The organism is Candidatus Enterococcus murrayae (genome assembly GCF_017315985.1).
GTDB lineage: Bacteria > Bacillota > Bacilli > Lactobacillales > Enterococcaceae > Enterococcus_A > Enterococcus_A murrayae.
The window spans coordinates 98,614-113,783 of the sequence record NZ_JAFLVR010000027.1; the positions used below are offsets into that span (position 1 = coordinate 98,614).

Sequence of the window (15,170 nt, forward strand, 5' to 3'; positions counted from 1 at the left end):
ATAATTTTCATTCATAGCAGAGAAACGGGCAATTATCGCTAGTTTTGGGCTTCCTTTATTGCTTTAAATGCGTTGATGCCAAAAGAAATCAGAAAAAAGAAACTCGCCCATTTAAGGATGGTTCCTTCTTGAAACGCGAAGAAAAGCGAAACAAAAAAATAGGAAACAGCTAAATAGGTATACTTATTATTGAACTTGCTCATTTTGATTACAACCACCTCTTTAGAAGGAGTATATTCCCTCGATGTGACACGGTCAAACTAGAAGGACTGAAAAATTAGAAACGAAGAGGTCAAGCCGTCCATTCCATTAACCATTCCGCTTCGTTTGTTTCGTGGTCTGTTTGTTTTTTTAGAGCTTTGAAGCCGTGCTTGAGATAAAAACGAACGGCACTCTCATTTTTTGAATAGACACTTAAGCTTAAGTGCGAGCAGCTGGTCTTTACCTTATTTAGTAATTGAGTTCCGATACCTAAAGATCTGTATTCACTCAAAACAAAAATTCCCGCAATAAAATCATCAACCATTCCAAGAAACCCGATGATTTCATCGTGTTGATAATAGACAAAGAGTTTTGCCTTTGGAAGCATCGCTTTAACGACTGGGTAGTTATGAAGCCAATAGCTTTTTTCAATAAAGTCATGTGCGTCAAGATTGCTTTTTAACCAGATGGAAGCGATCGTTTCCAAGTCTGTGCGACTGACAGTTTCAATTAACTTGATCATAAATAGCTCCAGTTTATTTAGTAGATTTGAAAAGTGACTCATTGGTATCTGAGTAATAATCAGGGTTCAGTTTATCCTCTTGTTTGGTCCCTAAAAGAGAGACCAGCATGGGACTAAATCCTAGCAGCCCCAATAGAATTGCTAAAGGAATGTATACACGTTTTTTTGTCATGATCGGAACTCCTTTTTGTTCATTGTAGTATATGGATAGGTTTCCGCAAAGCCCTTAGAAGAAAATAGGCAAATAAAAAAACCTCCATCCACTTGGGATGAAGGAGGGGGAACTAGCCGATCTTCGTGGCTCCGCTGCCGATATGTGCAACGTAAAAGTCTGGCGCGTAGCCGACAACATTCATGTATTCGTCGTAGACGTTGTTTTTGAAGCTGGGAATAGCTTCCTCTTTGACTAGGGCAATCGCACAGCCGCCAAAACCTGCGCCAGTCATACGGGCACCAAGTACACCAGCTTGTGCCTGAGCGGCATCAACTAGCGTGTCCAATTCAACTCCAGTCACTTCATAGTCGTGACGCAAAGAATAATGAGAGGCGTTCAATAATTTGCCAAAGGCTTCCAACTGGCCCTTTTCTAATTCTGCCTTCGCCTCTAAGGTTCGTTGATTTTCGGTTACAGCATGACGAGCACGGCGAATCAAAGTATCTTCGCCAATCAAGTCGATGTTGGCTTCAAAGGTTTCTTCATCAAGATCGCCTAAGGATTGAATCGTTAGCTTCTTTTGTAAACGAGCAAGAGCTTCTTCGCACTCGCTGCGGCGTTCATTATATTTGGAGTCTGCCAGTTCGCGACGTTTATTCGTATTCATGATAACCACCGCATAGCCATCTAATTTCACCGGAACCATTTCGTATTTCAGTGTGTTGGTGTCTAAAAGAATCGCTTGATCCACAGCACCAAACCCAATCGCAAATTGATCCATGATACCTGAATTTACACCAATAAACTCATTTTCAACTTTCTTACCGGTTTGGACCAGCTCAAGCCGATCGGTATCCAAGGTGAATAAATCTTCCAATACGACACCAACCAACAGTTCCAAAGAAGCACTGCTGGAAAGGCCGGCACCATTAGGGATCGTTCCTTCAACTAACAATTCGAAGCCATGATCAATTAGATGTCCCGCTTCCTTTAATTTTAGAACCATGCCTTTTACATAATTGGCCCAATTGTCCTTTTTATCGTAATCCAATTTGTCGATATCAAAGGTAATAACGCCGATGTCTTCAAAATTTGTCGAATAGACCAATATTTTTTTATCCTCACGAGGAGCAGCAACACCGTATGTTCCATAGGTGATAGAGGCGGGGAAGACGTGACCGCCATTGTAATCCGTATGCTCGCCGATCAAGTTGATCCGGCCCGGAGAAAAATATTGCGTTGTCTCATGCGGCCCGAATATTTCAGCAAATTTAGTGTTTAGTTCACGTTTAATTTCCATGTTTCTTCGCTTCTTTCAAGGTTATTTTATATTCTGTTGTCGTTTCGAAGGTCTCATTAGCAGGTAACGTAATTGAACCGAATTCAGGGAATTGTTCAGCACCGGGGGCGATTTGTGTTTCAAAGGTGATACCGCCATGATGCGCTAGCTTTTCTCCATGTATTTCTGGGCCATCCTCGCCGAAGTTTGCGGTGAAGATCACCACGCTGGATGAATCTGTAGAGACTGTCAATTCAATGTTTCCGTCTGGGCTGGTCAATTTGGCTGCCGGCTGGTGCAAATGACTTTCCTTCAAGAAGAAGGGATGATCAAGTCCGTTGCATTGATTCTTTTGTTCAAAGTCGCTAGTAAATACATCCGCTAACGGTTTTTCTGTCTGGAAGTCAAAGGGCGTTCCTGCTGCTGCGGTGATTTCACCAGTTGGAGTCGTATCTGGCCGCAACGAAGCAAAACTTTCGCTGTTCAGCCAAAGGGTATGGTCATCGATCGCTTGAGTAACATCGCCGGTCAAATTAAAGTAGACATGGTTGGTTGGATTGAAGAGCGTCGTTTGATCGCTGATTCCTTTGGTTGTTACGCGCCAAACATTCTCATCAGTCAAGGTATGCCGCACTTCAACAGTCAAATTCCCAGGAAAACCATGTTCGCCGTCAGGACTGACGGTGGTAAAAATGATCGATGCTTCGTCATCGCCGTTTTCAATAGTGTAGTCCCATTTTTTTGCTTCAAAGCCGGGTTTTCCGCCGTGCAAAGAATGTCCAGTCGCTGGATCAACGGCTACTTGGTACTCTTGATCGTCAAGGGTAAAACGACCGTTTTCGATTCGACCAGCCGTCCGTCCGATGGTGCCGCCAATGAATGGGTCCTTTTCTAAATATTCTTCTGCCGAATCGAAGCCTAAAATCAATTCCTTGTCACGTCCTAAACGAACGATCCTTGCGCCTAAATCAGTAACGGCTAGGTGGAAACCGTCTTCATTTTTGATAGTAATCAGGTGATAGTCTTGGCCAAAAGCTTGTTCTGTAATTTGCATAATAAAAACCTCTCTTTTTATGTAATAAGAAATCATCGTATCCCGCTAATTTTATCGATTTATTGATAAAGTGACAAGGGGTAGAAGTTTTTCAATAGTGCGTACTTCCAATTTAACAAGAAATCGTTTTCTTTAAAACGTACTTCTGTGATGATCATTTAACTTTTTGTTGCATTTCTTCATTGATTTCAAGCGTCACATTTTTTTGATCTAAACCAAAGAGCAGTTATCGCCAGAATTTAGCATACTCCGCTTTATCCTCAAGGTTGAAGGCGATCATTTCTCGGATGAGGGGATAGTTGATCTCTTCAGTCCATTTTATTCGAAAAATATTAGTTGTATGGCTGTACCCAAAGTTTTGAATTGCTGGTAAAAATTTTTTTAGACAAGCGACTTCAGGTGAAACGGAAAAATGGTTTTTAGCCGTGCTGACTCCAAGGATAAATGTTCCGTGATGAGTAAACATGGGTTCATTCCACGCGATTCGTGTATCCAATTCAGGAAACTCGGTTAAAATCCATTGAAAAAGTGCACGCAATTTGTCTCGATGTGCCTCATCTTCAATTTGGGCTAAATAATTTTTGAAAGTATCCATTGCTTTCCTCCCGCTTTTTTATGATGATCATTGGATGACTTTGCTGGCAAAGTCTATCTCCCAGTATACCAGCAGATAAATAGAAAGCAGAGAAAAAATGCCGCCATCCAATAAAACAGCACTGCTTGGATAGAGGAATGGGACGTTTCGATGAAGCCCATGAATAAAAGAGAGGATTCTTAATGATTCATAAAAAATATGCGGTATAATTTAGAGTGGAAATCAGACGGGAGAGGTAAGATGGAACAGACAATTTTTCTAAAAAAAGAGCAGCATCATTTGAAAACGGATCTTCATTTTGATTTTTGCGGGATTTCAAAAACGTTGCCCTTCCATTCCTTTGGACCAGCGATTCGTCAGAATTATATTTTACATATTGTAATGGAAGGAAAAGGGACTTATCAGGTCAAAAATCAGCAATATCATTTAAAGAAGGGGGATCTCTTTTTGATTCGCCCCGGAGATTCCACCTTCTATTTAGCTGACGGGGAAGATCCGTGGATGTATTGCTGGCTTTCTTTTGGCGGAGCTGCTGCGGATGAAATTATTCGTCACTCTCACTTTAGAACCGACCAGTATACGATGGTTTCTTCTGATGTACAAAAGTATATCGACACGATTTTGGCCTGCCTTCCTTTTGCAGAAGAGACGTTAGAAAATGAACTGCATTTAAATGAGCTGACGTATCGTTTTTTAGCAGCACTTTTAGAGGACGGCGGGAAGGTCCATTTAGGTGAGCAAAAAAAATATTCGCCGTTAGCAGTAGCTGCTGTAGAATACATCAAAACGCATTATGCAGAGCAATTGACAGTTGAAGAGATCGCGCGATATTTGGCGGTTAATCGCAGTCATTTATCACGAGTGTTTCATAATCATATGGATATTAGTATTAGAGATTATATTTTAGGCGTTCGCATCAACCGGGCGGCATTTTTACTTTCCATGACGGATGAATCAGTGGAGAGCGTCGCGGAGCAAGCGGGATTTAACAGTTTGGTTGTCTTTAGCCGAATGTTTAAGAAATTGACAGGAGAAACAGCCACTGCTTATCGGAAGCGAATGAAAAATGAGGATTTTAAAAATGTGTCATTGAATGAATTAAAAAAACAACTAGAGCAGCAGGCTGTGGTAAATCGCGCGACATAGCTAAGATAACGTTTACAATGAATAACGGATACCCTATACTTAAATTATCAGATAATGAACTATCTTCTTATTAGAGGATAAGCTTATCAAATAGGAGGGATCAACCATGAAAAGGGCTAGTGAGATGACCGTCGAAGAGTTAGGTGCATATATCGATCAGTCGGTGTTGAAGCCGGATTTTACTGAAGCCGAGATTCGCCAGTATATCCAAGAAGGTATCGACTATCATTGTGCAACCGTTTGTGTCAACCCAGCTTCTTTAGATATCGCAGCGGAGATGACTAAAGGAACAGACACAAAAATTTGTGTAGTATGCGATTTTCCATTTGGTACCAGTACGACTGCCTCTAAGGTTTTGCAGGCAGAGACCTATTGTCAGCGAGAAGATATTTATGAATTGGATATTGTTGCGAATTTTGGTTGGATTCGCAGCGGTAAATATGAGGATGTTACCAAAGAACTTCGTGTGATCGTCGAAGCTTGTCATGCGCATGGAACTGCGGTGAAGGTCATTTTTGAAACCGATACATTGAATGAAGAGCAGATTCGTCAGGCCTGCGAATGCGCGATTGCCGCGAATGCAGACTTTGTTAAGACAAGTACGGGTTTTATTACCGGTTATGAAAGCAAGGGCGCTACGAAGGAAGTTATTGAAATTATGATGGATCAATGCAAAGGTCGAATAAAAATCAAAGGCAGCGGCGGAATCCGTACGCGGGAACACTTTTTAGAATTGATTGATATGGGCATTGACCGTATGGGGATTGGCTTCAAATCGACTCCGATCGTTTTAGGTTTGGACAACTAATATGGCAGAGAACTTACGATTTGAAACAAGAGCAGATTTTCGCACATGGCTGTCAAAAAATGCGGAAACTAGCGGCGGTGTCTGGTTAGTATTTGGTAAAACAAAGCGAGTTAAGACCTTAAAGGCTGGTGAAGCATTAGAAGAAGCACTATGCTTTGGCTGGATTGATGGCGTGATGAAAAAGCTTGACGAAGATTCTTACATTAAATATTTTGCTTTGCGCCGAAAAAACAGTAAATGGTCAGAGAAAAATAAAAAAATCGTAGCAAAGCTGGAAGAACAGGGCTTGCTGACAGAGCTGGGGCGTGAAAAAATCGCTGAAGCGAAGGAAAACGGTCAATGGGAGAACGCCACACGACCATCGGCAATCACAGAGGGACAGATTGCTGAAGTATCAGCACTGCTGAAAGGAAATGCTGAGGCCTCAAAAAACTTTGAAAACATGCCGCCTTCAGTCAGAAAAACCTATACGCGCGCTTATTTTGACGCAAAAACAGATGCTGGAAGAGCCAGCAGATTGGCTTGGATGACTGACCGCTTGGAAAAAAATTTAAAACCGATGTAAGACAAAAGAGACCGACCTCAAAAAAATTATTGAATAATATAAAGCCGAACACTCTGATTACTTTCAATGATGATAGTAATTGAGTGTTCGGCTTTCATTTTGTTAAGTATTTTTCAAAATAGCTTTCGAAGCAGCTGCTTTTTACCGGTGAATATACTGAGATAACTCTTTTTGATACCCCTGCCAGCCTGCTTTTCCGGTATTCAGGTATTGGGCCAAGAGGTAGCCAATATAGGGGCCCGTCGACAAACCAGAAGAGCCTAATCCGCTAGCAACAAGGACATGATCAGTCAACGAACCAAAAAATGGAGCAAAGTCAGAAGTATAAGCACGGGTGCCGACCCGGTAGTGAGAGGGTGCCGCCAACAATTTTTCTGGCTCTGCTAAAAACCGATGCGCACCGCTTGTCAGCTGTTCAAATGCTTCGGGAGTTTCTCTCAAATCCCAGCCAGCGTCATTTTCATGGGTAGCGCCCAATAAAATTTTTCCAGCTAAAAAAGGAATCAGGTCAGCTTCACCATCCAGCATAGCAACTGGGAAATCACCACTGTTTTTGATCGCAGTTTGGAAGACTAGAAGCTGTCCCTTTTGCGGCCGCAAATCTACTTGATAACCTAAAGGTGTGAGGAGCTCCTTCAAATGAGGACCAACAGTTAAAATGATCTGATCGAACGCTTCTTTTTTTTCGCCGAAGAGAATCGTTTGCTCATCTGCTAGTTGAACCCGCTGCGGTATAAAATGAATTCCTTTTTCCTCCGCTTTTTTCCGCATATGAATCAGATAGGCTTTTCCATCTAAACGACCGCCGCCGCTGATTTTCAGAGCAGATAGAGGCTTTAACAAAGGCAGTTCCTGCTGGGTTTGTTCGCCTGAAAGCCGTTCGATCGTGCCGATCTCAGGAGCACTTGCCTTCCGTTCCTCGGCTAAAGCAAGAAGCTCATCCAATTGATGCTCAGGACGTAAAAGCAGAGTTCCCGATTGTTGATAAATCGTGTGATCTATTTGAAAATCTTGGATTAGTTTTGGGAAGAATGCCGCACCATCTTTTGCAAGCTGGTACCATTGCTTGTTCCGGCGCTTGGAAAGCCAAGGAGAGATGATCCCGGCACTGGCTTTGGTTGCTTGTCCGGTAGGCTCATCGAATAGGGTTACTTGATAGTTTTTTTGATCTAAGTAATTGGCCAGCGTCATACCGATGATGCCGCCGCCAACAATTGCGATTTTTTGCATGTAGCGTACTTCCTTCTTTATAGCGTATAATTTATGTTTTTCCCCAAGCTTATTTGAATAGGGGGAAAAATACATGTATCTGTTGTTGATTCTGCCATAACAGAAATTATTTATCAATTAATCTAAAAAATTTTACTTTACCTGTCGTAGTAATTGTCGTACAATGATTACAACGACAGATGAAGTAATTTCAGGAGGTGGCAAAATGATTTCGAGCGATGGAATTCGCGGGTACAATGATGTCATCATTTTGTCCGTACTGAAGGATGGCGATTCCTATGGCTATGCGGTGTCTCAAAAGATCAGAGATGTGAGCGAGGAAGTGTATGTCATCAAGGAGACGACGCTTTATTCCGCCTTCAACCGGTTGGAAAAAAATGGCTACATCCATTCTTATCCGGGAGAAATTACCCATGGAAAGAAACGAACGTACTATCAAATAACCGAAAAAGGCCTGGCTTTTTTAGAAGAAAAGCGAGACGAATGGAAGCAGACTAAAAAAGTTGTGAATCGATTTATGAAAGAAGGGTAAACTATGGATACGATAAAAAATTATGTAGAGACGCTGTTTCTCGAATTTCCAAATACGAAAGAAGTCCGACGTGCGAAGCAAGAGATTTTGACGATTATGGAAGACCATTATTTGGCATTATTAGATGAAGGAAAAAGCGAGCACGAAGCAATCGGGCAAGTCATCAGTGAGTTCGGCTCTGTAGACGAGCTGCGAGAAGAATTGGAATTTGCATCGCGCGAAAGAGAGCCTGAAGACGGCATTGAAGAAGACGAAATGTATCAATACTTGACTGAGCGAAAGAAAGACGCAAAAGGACTCAGTCTAGGCATCAGCGGCTGTTTGCTAGCAGTGGGAACATTGGTCGGGTTGGGTATCAGCGGTGCTGAGATGATGGGCTTTTTATTGTTCTTTATTCTGATAGCTATTAGTGTCGGAGTTATTATTTATAACGGGATGCAATTTTCTAAAAACAATGTTGTGCTGAACGACCGCTACATTCCTGTAGACTTAAATAAGGAAGCACAGAAATTGAAACAAGGGTATCAAAAAAGCTTCCAGGTTAGTTTAGTCTTTGGGATTTGTCTGTGTGTGTTGAGTGTATCGCCGATTTTCTTTTTCCAAATGTTTACCTATGCGGAATACGGAATTCCAGTGATGTTCTTCTTTTTAGCGATCGGTGTATTTTTGATCATTTACGGCAGTATCAATTACAGCAGCTTTGACAAGTTTATCAAGGAAAAATATTTCATTGCGGATGAGGATGCATTAGGACCCAACGCGATGCAGGAAAAATATGGGGATGCTGCTCGTACGAAGCATCTGTTGGAGCGGGTATATTGGCCAATCGTTGTAATGATCTACTTTAGCTGGTCATTTTTAACTCATTCATGGGGCTTTAGCTGGATTATCTTTGTTATGGCAGGGATTTTTTATAGTGTTCTGGAGGCAATCTTTGTAAAAAAGTAGCCTAGGTTTTATACGTGAAAAGACGTTCGAAGCATTTCTCTTATGCTTCGAACGTCTTTTTGTTGTTAAGTTGCTGCTGCAGGATCAACCGCTGCTTAATCAAGTCTACAAAATGATTCGGTTCAATGACCTTCATGCGGGCACCGAAAGACAAGACATTAATTAGCAGCTCCGTTTCATCTTTCTTTTCATAAAAAATCGTTAGGCGATAAAACGTATTATCTGATCGCTCAAGGATCTTACGATAATTTGAAAAGTGGAAGGTCGCGCGTTCAAGCGCACCGCGTTCATCTTTTAGTTCGCAAACAATAGAGCAAAGCTTGGAATGTACTGGCTCGCTATTAGCCACGAAGGGTTCCTTGACTTGAATGTTCTGAATATCTGAACAATTAAAAACGACCGGCTTCCAGTTTTTTCCGGATTTGCGCTTGCCTAGGACGCGAAATTTATTGTTTTTAATAGAATACTCAAGTTTTAAAGGCTGAAAAAGATGGCTAGTCGCGTTCCTTTTTTTAACTGAATGATAGTCTAATACCACAAGCTCCTTTTGTTGAATACTATCTAGTAATTGCTGAATAACTTTTTCGTAGTCTTCATCGAACAGATCCTCACTGATAAACTGATCAAAATATTGATAATCCTGCCAATCAAACAGCGGTTCGACTTCTTCCAAGTCAAAGGGTTCACCAACAGAACGAAATTTGGGTTCCTGTTGGATTGCCGTCAGCCAGGCTTTTTCTAATTTCGTTAAAGGAAATGGCTGTGGTGGATGATTCAGGATTGAGCGGTGATTCTTTAATAAATGCCAGCTGTTCTCATCATCTTTCAAATAGTCGACCATTTCAAAGGGAGTCTCTTTAAAACCATCTTGATCCAATAACTGTTGCTGTTGCGCAAGTGTTTCTGTCTGCAATGCTTTCGTCATCAGTTGATAGTAGAGACTGTTTACTTCTGAAAAAAGCTCCATTTTATTCCTCCAATCCATAAAGACTGTTCAGTTCTGTAACATCCGCCCAAAATTGATTTTCCCATGTGCGATTCGTGGAAGTAATTCGAACAATTCGTCCCATCCATGTGCGCAGCCAAGGCTCCATACCGCGGGGATCAACGAGCTTAATCGAAAATTTATACAGATTTCCTTCCAGCATTTCGACTGTTCCTTGACGTTTTTCCCGCAGCAGCCGCTGATACAAATAGTGCTCAGGCAGATGGAGCAGGATTTCATAGCTAACTGGTCTACGAGCGGTGAATGAGCAGTTCCAGGAGGTTGCTTCAGCCGCAGTCAATCGTTCTTGTCCTCGAGAAAACTGTTCAGCTTCATTCAATAGCTCCCCGCTTTCTAAATAATCCAGCCGCAATGAATACAATTGACCTGAATGCAGACCAACGAGGTATTGCCGCCCACTCTCACTGCTGGAGTAAACTTTTAAGGGTGTCAAACGGATCTCGACTCCATTTGCTTTGAAAAGCTTTACTCGTCGTTTTTGTTTGATGGCTTGTAATAGGAAGAGCAGGATTTCGCTGTCTAAGGTTTGATTGTCGAATTTATGTTTGAAGCAAAATGGTGAAGAGGGCGCATTGTAACGCTGGAGCAAAAAATCACCAATCACACCAACGGGCGCTGTCTCCTTATAGAATTGAATCGCCTGCAGCTGCTTTGCGGTAAATTCTGTTCGGCGATTTACGGCATACAGCCATTGCTTTCCTTGCTTTTCCTTTCGTAAAATGTCCATCTGAGCATATTCATTCAGCTTGTTGCGAATCGTCAGGCTGTCGATCAAATAATCATCGTCGAAAAGGGACAGGTAACCGTCGATGGCTTGAACGATCTCATTGACAGTGAACGCGTTTTCCTGTGTCAAAATATCTAAAATCACGAAATGCAAAAAAATATCATTGCGGGTAAAGGATTTCGTCTGCCATAGGATATGCAGCGGATTATCGGCTTGATTTGCCGGCAAAACTAGACGATAGATTTTTTTATTATTGACAGTTTGCGATTCGATATAGTCATGAAGCAGGCTCTCTAATCGACGGCGCTCGTTGTCATAGGTGCGGGGACTGGAAAGAGTGATTTCCTCTCGACTTTTAAAGCCGTAAATCAAAAATTCTCGCGTATAGCTTCGTAATGTAGAAAATTGCTTAACTAGTTCTTGAAATTTTTTAGCCATTTAATTCTCCTTATTTTTCTCATTGTATCAAGTTCGCACCCTTTTTTAAAAGAACTATTTTTATGAATTGGTTAAGATAAGGACAAGAAAACACAAGGAGGAACAAACATGGCAATCTTAACACTTACTTCCGATCATCCGGAATTTACTCAATTAATCAAAAAACATCCTGAAGGCGGGATGCAGCTGCGTGAAATTCGAAATGGAACGAGCTTTGGCTGGTATGAAACACCGCAGACCTATTGCATGTACTTTCAAGATTATGGAACGAATTTGTCCTTTCGTTCAACCAGGGAAGAACAGCAGCACTATTTGAATGTGAAGCAGTATTCTGCGCCGCAGGTCTATCTCTCGCTAATGACAGAATACTTGAAGTCGGCTATGAAAACCGCTGAAGCGGAAAAATCGTCTAATCAGCTGATCCTTTCAATGGTAGAAATAAAGAAACTGGAATTGCTGCAATCCATCTGTCGGATACTACCGGAATTTGAAATCTCGCAAGAAGTATTAATGGACGGCTTTTATCAAATGAAGATGAGTAGTGATTCGCTTTCACGATTGCTTCAAGGCGCGCACCTGGTATTGTTGCTTTTAGCGAAGGAAAGCAGTACGTTTTTAGACGAAAGCGAATCACTGATCCAACGAGGAATCGAAGCACTTCAATTTATTAAAGCACCCTATTATTTGAGAAACCTATTTGTTCGAAAATTTATGTACAAAAAGGAAACGTTTTTCAATTATAAAGAAGCGCTAGAAGAAAACGGCCGCGAAGAAATTATTTTTTCTTATCGCGGAACGGGCTATTCGCGAATTGAAAAGGTAAGGGAGCTTCTGGATATGAAGCACGATATTTTGGATGTCGGCTGCGGCGGCGGAGCCTATTTTAGAATGGCCGAAAAGGTCGATTCATACATTGGTGTGGATATTGACCCAGAGGTTTTAGCTTATGCCAAAGACCGCGGTGAACGAATGGGACTGGCTAATGTAACTCTATATCCTTCTTTAGACGAAGTTCCAGCTCAAGCAGACCGGGATATTCTTTTAATGGAAGTCATTGAACATATGTCTTTGGAAGAGGCGGCAGCGTTGTTGCAACGTTTGCTGAATCAGCCATTCCATCGGCTGATTTTGTCCACGCCTAACAAAGATTTTAACGGTTTTTATGGATTGTCGGAAAAACAATTTCGCCATGAAGACCACAAATTTGAGCTGAGAGCACTTGATTTTCAGACATGGATATCAGCAACGGTCGGTTCTGAATTTTCGATTCAGTTTTTCACAACAGGAGATCAAGTCAATGGGATCGCGACAACACAAGGTGCGATGATCGAAAGAAAGGAATAGATACTATGAAAATTACTACTAAAGTCCATACGATCTTTTTATTGATCGGACCAACTGAATCAGGCAAGACAACTTTCACTAAGGAAGTATTGATGCCGCAGCTGGCTTTTCAAGATGACCAGAAGAATTTCCAAGCCAATATCCATCATCTATCTTCTGATGACATGCGACGAGAATTACTAGGTCGAGACTATGACAAATATGCGGCGAGTATGATGGAAGCTTCGGGCGTTGCCTTTCCCTACTTGAGCGCTAAACTGGAGTTTTTAACCAGCTATCCGATCAATGCGGAATTCGTGATTATTGATACGATTGGCTTGGGAGAAGATTTTCGTCAGGAAATCAAAGCGATCGCGGACAAGAAACAGTATCGTGTAGAGGCAGTTGTTTTTGATTATCCGCGAGAAGACTTTTATGCGTCTGAACGTTCAAAGGTATTAATCACCAAACACGTAGATCGCTTGAAACGGGAAGTATTGCCAAAGCTGGCAAAAGAAGACTATGCGGCAATTCACCGAATCAAACAAAAGGATTTTAAAAAAATCAGTGTGGAGGTTGACGATAAGGAAGCCTATTTAGCTACGTTATTGTCTAATCAACAGGACTACGCCGTAATCGGAGATGTTCATGAGTCACTCTTGGATTTGAAAAAAATCGTATCGAAGTTGGGTTATCAGGTGACTGGCGAGGAGATGACGATTTCAGCGAAGCAACCATTTTCTTTGATCCTGCTTGGGGATTGGATTGACAAAGGCAAGCAAACGACTGAAACCATTGATTTTCTTTATCGAAATCAGCAGTATTTCCAACTGGTATTGGGAAATCATGAAAATTTCGTCTATCGCTATCTAAAAGGGGAGATTAAAGGGGCGGATCAGGAAACGATTGACCAGCATTTTACATCAATCGCTTGCCTGAAGAAAGAGCCGGCAGCTTTGGCAAAATTCAATCATTTAGTAGAGCGAAGCCAGCCATTTTTGCGACGAATCGGGGATGAAAAGCAGTCCTTTATTGTTACCCATGCACCATGCCATCAGCAATACCTTGGAAAAATGGATAGTGTTTCACTGCGAAATCAACGAAATTTTCGCTTGAATCGTGAGAAATCAATCCAAGAGCAGCTTCAATGGCTGGAAGAAGAAAGTATGTACAATCTTCCTGTTCATGTATTTGGGCACATCGCCGCAAAGGAAAGCTACCGTATAAAAAATAAATATGGAATCGATACAGGAGCCGCTTATGGCAATAAGCTAAGTGCGATTAAGCTGTTCGGCAGAGGAAATGCGTTGATTTCAGTTTCTTCGGAACAAACAACAACTGAGGCGCTGCCGAATTTATTTTCACGGCCTAAATTGCACTCATGGGAGAGACTACCTGATAAGGAACGTAAGCGACTGTTCCATATGGTGAGAAATAAAGTGCAGTATTTATCGGGGACGATGGCGCCAGCCGCAGCGAATAGTGATCAAAATGACTTAGAGTCTTTGTCAGAAGCACTGAACTATTATCGTCAACAAGGTGTTGAACAGGTCGTGTTGGAACCAAAATATATGGGTTCTCGAGCAAATGTCTATTTGTTTGATAAGCTAGAGGATTGTTATGCGATTTCTCGTAAAGGCTACAAGATTCGAGTCCCGGAAATTGAAGGTGTTTTTGCTGAGCTGCAGGCACAATTTTCAGATTACATGAAGAAAAATAAGATCCGTATGTTATTGCTGGATGGTGAGTTATTGCCATGGCGGGCGATGGGTGAAAATTTAATCAATTTGGAGTATTTACCAGTTGCTAAAGGAATCGAAACAGAAGTTAATTTTTTGAAGGAGAGCAAATTTCCTGAGCTGTTTGAACAAATAGGCAGTCAAATAGCGGCTTCAGATTTCCAAGCAGACAGCTATCATCTATCTAAAAAGCAGTTGGCAAAAAAATATGGCGATCATCAAGCACGCCAGTTTAGAGGCTGGCTGAAGGCATCCCCTCATCAAGTACCGCTGCAGGATCAAGAGAAAGCCTTAGATTTGTACAAACAGCAGATCGCACTTTATGGAAAAGAAGCGCCATTGCATTTTAAGCCCTTTGATTTGCTGAAAATCATCTATCAAAATATGGAAGAAGCTGTCGTGAACCAAGCCACATCTGAAATCTATCAATTTCTAAACAAAGATGAATACTTGCTGTTAGATATTCGGTCGGAAAATGCTGAGGAGCAGGCCCAAGATTATTTTGATCAAATGACCCTGCAACTGCAAATGGAAGGAATTGTTATCAAGCCGGAGCATCAGAAAAAGAATGTCGCACCCTTTTTGAAGGTTCGAAATGAAGCGTATTTAACACTGATTTATGGGTTTACTTATCGCAGTCCGCACCAATATCAAAAACTGATTCAAGGAAAAAATATTTTCCGTAAATTACGAACGTCGATCAAAGAGTATGAGCTTGCTCAGGAGCTATTAAAGCTTCCTACCATTCAACTGACAGCGAAGAATAATGATTATTTGAATCTTTTAGCCAATTTATTGTTTGAAATGGACAAGGAAGTTGGGTTAGATCCAAGACTTTAAGTGAAGTAGGAGGAATAAGTTTGAAAATAAAAACACGCAATGCTTCCTAAACAAAGGCACAC

Annotated in this window: 15 protein-coding genes; 7 read left to right on the forward strand and 8 right to left on the reverse strand. The window is 41.5% G+C overall.

Annotation, left to right across the window (positions count from 1 at the left end):
- Positions 1-292 precede the first annotated feature (292 nt).
- The 5 genes from JZO85_RS12230 to JZO85_RS12250 form a co-directional block, all read right to left on the reverse strand.
- Positions 293-724, reverse strand: coding sequence for a GNAT family N-acetyltransferase (locus tag JZO85_RS12230; protein WP_207108814.1), 432 nt, complete (start codon positions 722-724; stop codon positions 293-295).
- A gap of 13 nt (positions 725-737) precedes the next feature.
- Positions 738-896 (reverse strand): hypothetical protein, encoded by a 159-nt coding sequence (locus JZO85_RS12235; RefSeq protein ID WP_207108815.1) that lies wholly within the window; start codon positions 894-896, stop codon positions 738-740.
- A 112-nt stretch (positions 897-1,008) separates the two neighbouring features.
- Complete coding sequence (locus JZO85_RS12240) at positions 1,009-2,178, reverse strand: galactokinase (protein ID WP_207108816.1); 1,170 nt, start codon at positions 2,176-2,178, stop codon at positions 1,009-1,011.
- Positions 2,168-3,211, reverse strand: a complete 1,044-nt coding sequence (locus tag JZO85_RS12245; RefSeq protein WP_207108817.1) for an aldose epimerase family protein — start codon at positions 3,209-3,211, stop codon at positions 2,168-2,170. Before JZO85_RS12245 ends, JZO85_RS12240 begins: the two co-directional genes overlap by 11 nt.
- A 226-nt stretch (positions 3,212-3,437) precedes the next feature.
- Positions 3,438-3,806, reverse strand: coding sequence for an iron chaperone (locus JZO85_RS12250; protein WP_207108818.1), 369 nt, complete (start codon positions 3,804-3,806; stop codon positions 3,438-3,440).
- A gap of 240 nt (positions 3,807-4,046) precedes the next feature.
- Between JZO85_RS12250 and JZO85_RS12255 the strand changes: the two genes are divergently transcribed.
- The 3 genes from JZO85_RS12255 (at position 4,047) to JZO85_RS12265 (ending at position 6,325) form a co-directional block, all read left to right on the forward strand.
- The gene (locus tag JZO85_RS12255; protein WP_207108819.1) at positions 4,047-4,952 is read left to right on the forward strand and encodes an AraC family transcriptional regulator; all 906 of its coding nucleotides are present in this window, start codon (positions 4,047-4,049) and stop codon (positions 4,950-4,952) included.
- A 106-nt stretch (positions 4,953-5,058) separates the two neighbouring features.
- Entirely contained in the window at positions 5,059-5,760 is a 702-nt protein-coding gene (deoC, locus tag JZO85_RS12260; protein WP_207108820.1) for a deoxyribose-phosphate aldolase, read from the forward strand.
- 1 nt (position 5,761) lies between these two features.
- A complete protein-coding gene (locus JZO85_RS12265; RefSeq protein WP_207108821.1) occupies positions 5,762-6,325 on the forward strand; it encodes a YdeI/OmpD-associated family protein in 564 nt (187 codons plus the stop codon).
- A 141-nt stretch (positions 6,326-6,466) separates the two neighbouring features.
- On the opposite strand, the gene JZO85_RS12270 is transcribed toward JZO85_RS12265, so the two are convergent.
- The gene (locus JZO85_RS12270) at positions 6,467-7,555 is read right to left on the reverse strand and encodes an NAD(P)/FAD-dependent oxidoreductase (RefSeq protein WP_207108822.1); all 1,089 of its coding nucleotides are present in this window, start codon (positions 7,553-7,555) and stop codon (positions 6,467-6,469) included.
- A 205-nt stretch (positions 7,556-7,760) separates the two neighbouring features.
- Here JZO85_RS12270 and JZO85_RS12275 point away from each other — a divergent pair, with 205 nt between their 5' ends.
- Positions 7,761-8,087, forward strand: coding sequence for a PadR family transcriptional regulator (locus JZO85_RS12275; protein WP_207108823.1), 327 nt, complete (start codon positions 7,761-7,763; stop codon positions 8,085-8,087).
- 3 nt (positions 8,088-8,090) lie between these two features.
- The gene (locus JZO85_RS12280; protein ID WP_207108824.1) at positions 8,091-9,035 is read left to right on the forward strand and encodes a permease prefix domain 1-containing protein; all 945 of its coding nucleotides are present in this window, start codon (positions 8,091-8,093) and stop codon (positions 9,033-9,035) included.
- A 40-nt stretch (positions 9,036-9,075) separates the two neighbouring features.
- Here the strand turns inward: JZO85_RS12280 and JZO85_RS12285 are convergent, their stop codons facing one another.
- A complete protein-coding gene (locus tag JZO85_RS12285; RefSeq protein ID WP_207108825.1) occupies positions 9,076-10,002 on the reverse strand; it encodes a WYL domain-containing protein in 927 nt (308 codons plus the stop codon).
- Position 10,003: 1 nt separating this feature from the next.
- A complete protein-coding gene (locus JZO85_RS12290; RefSeq protein WP_207108826.1) occupies positions 10,004-11,206 on the reverse strand; it encodes a WYL domain-containing protein in 1,203 nt (400 codons plus the stop codon).
- A 108-nt stretch (positions 11,207-11,314) separates the two neighbouring features.
- Here JZO85_RS12290 and JZO85_RS12295 point away from each other — a divergent pair, with 108 nt between their 5' ends.
- Positions 11,315-12,550 carry a class I SAM-dependent methyltransferase gene (locus JZO85_RS12295; RefSeq protein WP_207108827.1) on the forward strand — a complete coding sequence of 412 codons (1,236 nt, stop codon included), beginning with the start codon at positions 11,315-11,317 and terminating at the stop codon, positions 12,548-12,550.
- Positions 12,551-12,555: 5 nt separating this feature from the next.
- Complete coding sequence (locus JZO85_RS12300) at positions 12,556-15,108, forward strand: metallophosphoesterase (protein ID WP_207108828.1); 2,553 nt, start codon at positions 12,556-12,558, stop codon at positions 15,106-15,108.
- Positions 15,109-15,170 lie beyond the last annotated feature (62 nt).

Coding starts and splice junctions, on each gene's coding strand:
- JZO85_RS12230 (WP_207108814.1), bottom strand. CDS start 724: ATGATCAAGTTAATTGAAACTGTCAGTCGCACAGACTTGGAAACGATC.
- JZO85_RS12235 (WP_207108815.1), bottom strand. CDS start 896: ATGACAAAAAAACGTGTATACATTCCTTTAGCAATTCTATTGGGGCTG.
- JZO85_RS12240 (WP_207108816.1), bottom strand. CDS start 2,178: ATGGAAATTAAACGTGAACTAAACACTAAATTTGCTGAAATATTCGGG.
- JZO85_RS12245 (WP_207108817.1), bottom strand. CDS start 3,211: ATGCAAATTACAGAACAAGCTTTTGGCCAAGACTATCACCTGATTACT.
- JZO85_RS12250 (WP_207108818.1), bottom strand. CDS start 3,806: ATGGATACTTTCAAAAATTATTTAGCCCAAATTGAAGATGAGGCACAT.
- JZO85_RS12255 (WP_207108819.1), top strand. CDS start 4,047: ATGGAACAGACAATTTTTCTAAAAAAAGAGCAGCATCATTTGAAAACG.
- deoC (WP_207108820.1), top strand. CDS start 5,059: ATGAAAAGGGCTAGTGAGATGACCGTCGAAGAGTTAGGTGCATATATC.
- JZO85_RS12265 (WP_207108821.1), top strand. CDS start 5,762: ATGGCAGAGAACTTACGATTTGAAACAAGAGCAGATTTTCGCACATGG.
- JZO85_RS12270 (WP_207108822.1), bottom strand. CDS start 7,555: ATGCAAAAAATCGCAATTGTTGGCGGCGGCATCATCGGTATGACGCTG.
- JZO85_RS12275 (WP_207108823.1), top strand. CDS start 7,761: ATGATTTCGAGCGATGGAATTCGCGGGTACAATGATGTCATCATTTTG.
- JZO85_RS12280 (WP_207108824.1), top strand. CDS start 8,091: ATGGATACGATAAAAAATTATGTAGAGACGCTGTTTCTCGAATTTCCA.
- JZO85_RS12285 (WP_207108825.1), bottom strand. CDS start 10,002: ATGGAGCTTTTTTCAGAAGTAAACAGTCTCTACTATCAACTGATGACG.
- JZO85_RS12290 (WP_207108826.1), bottom strand. CDS start 11,206: ATGGCTAAAAAATTTCAAGAACTAGTTAAGCAATTTTCTACATTACGA.
- JZO85_RS12295 (WP_207108827.1), top strand. CDS start 11,315: ATGGCAATCTTAACACTTACTTCCGATCATCCGGAATTTACTCAATTA.
- JZO85_RS12300 (WP_207108828.1), top strand. CDS start 12,556: ATGAAAATTACTACTAAAGTCCATACGATCTTTTTATTGATCGGACCA.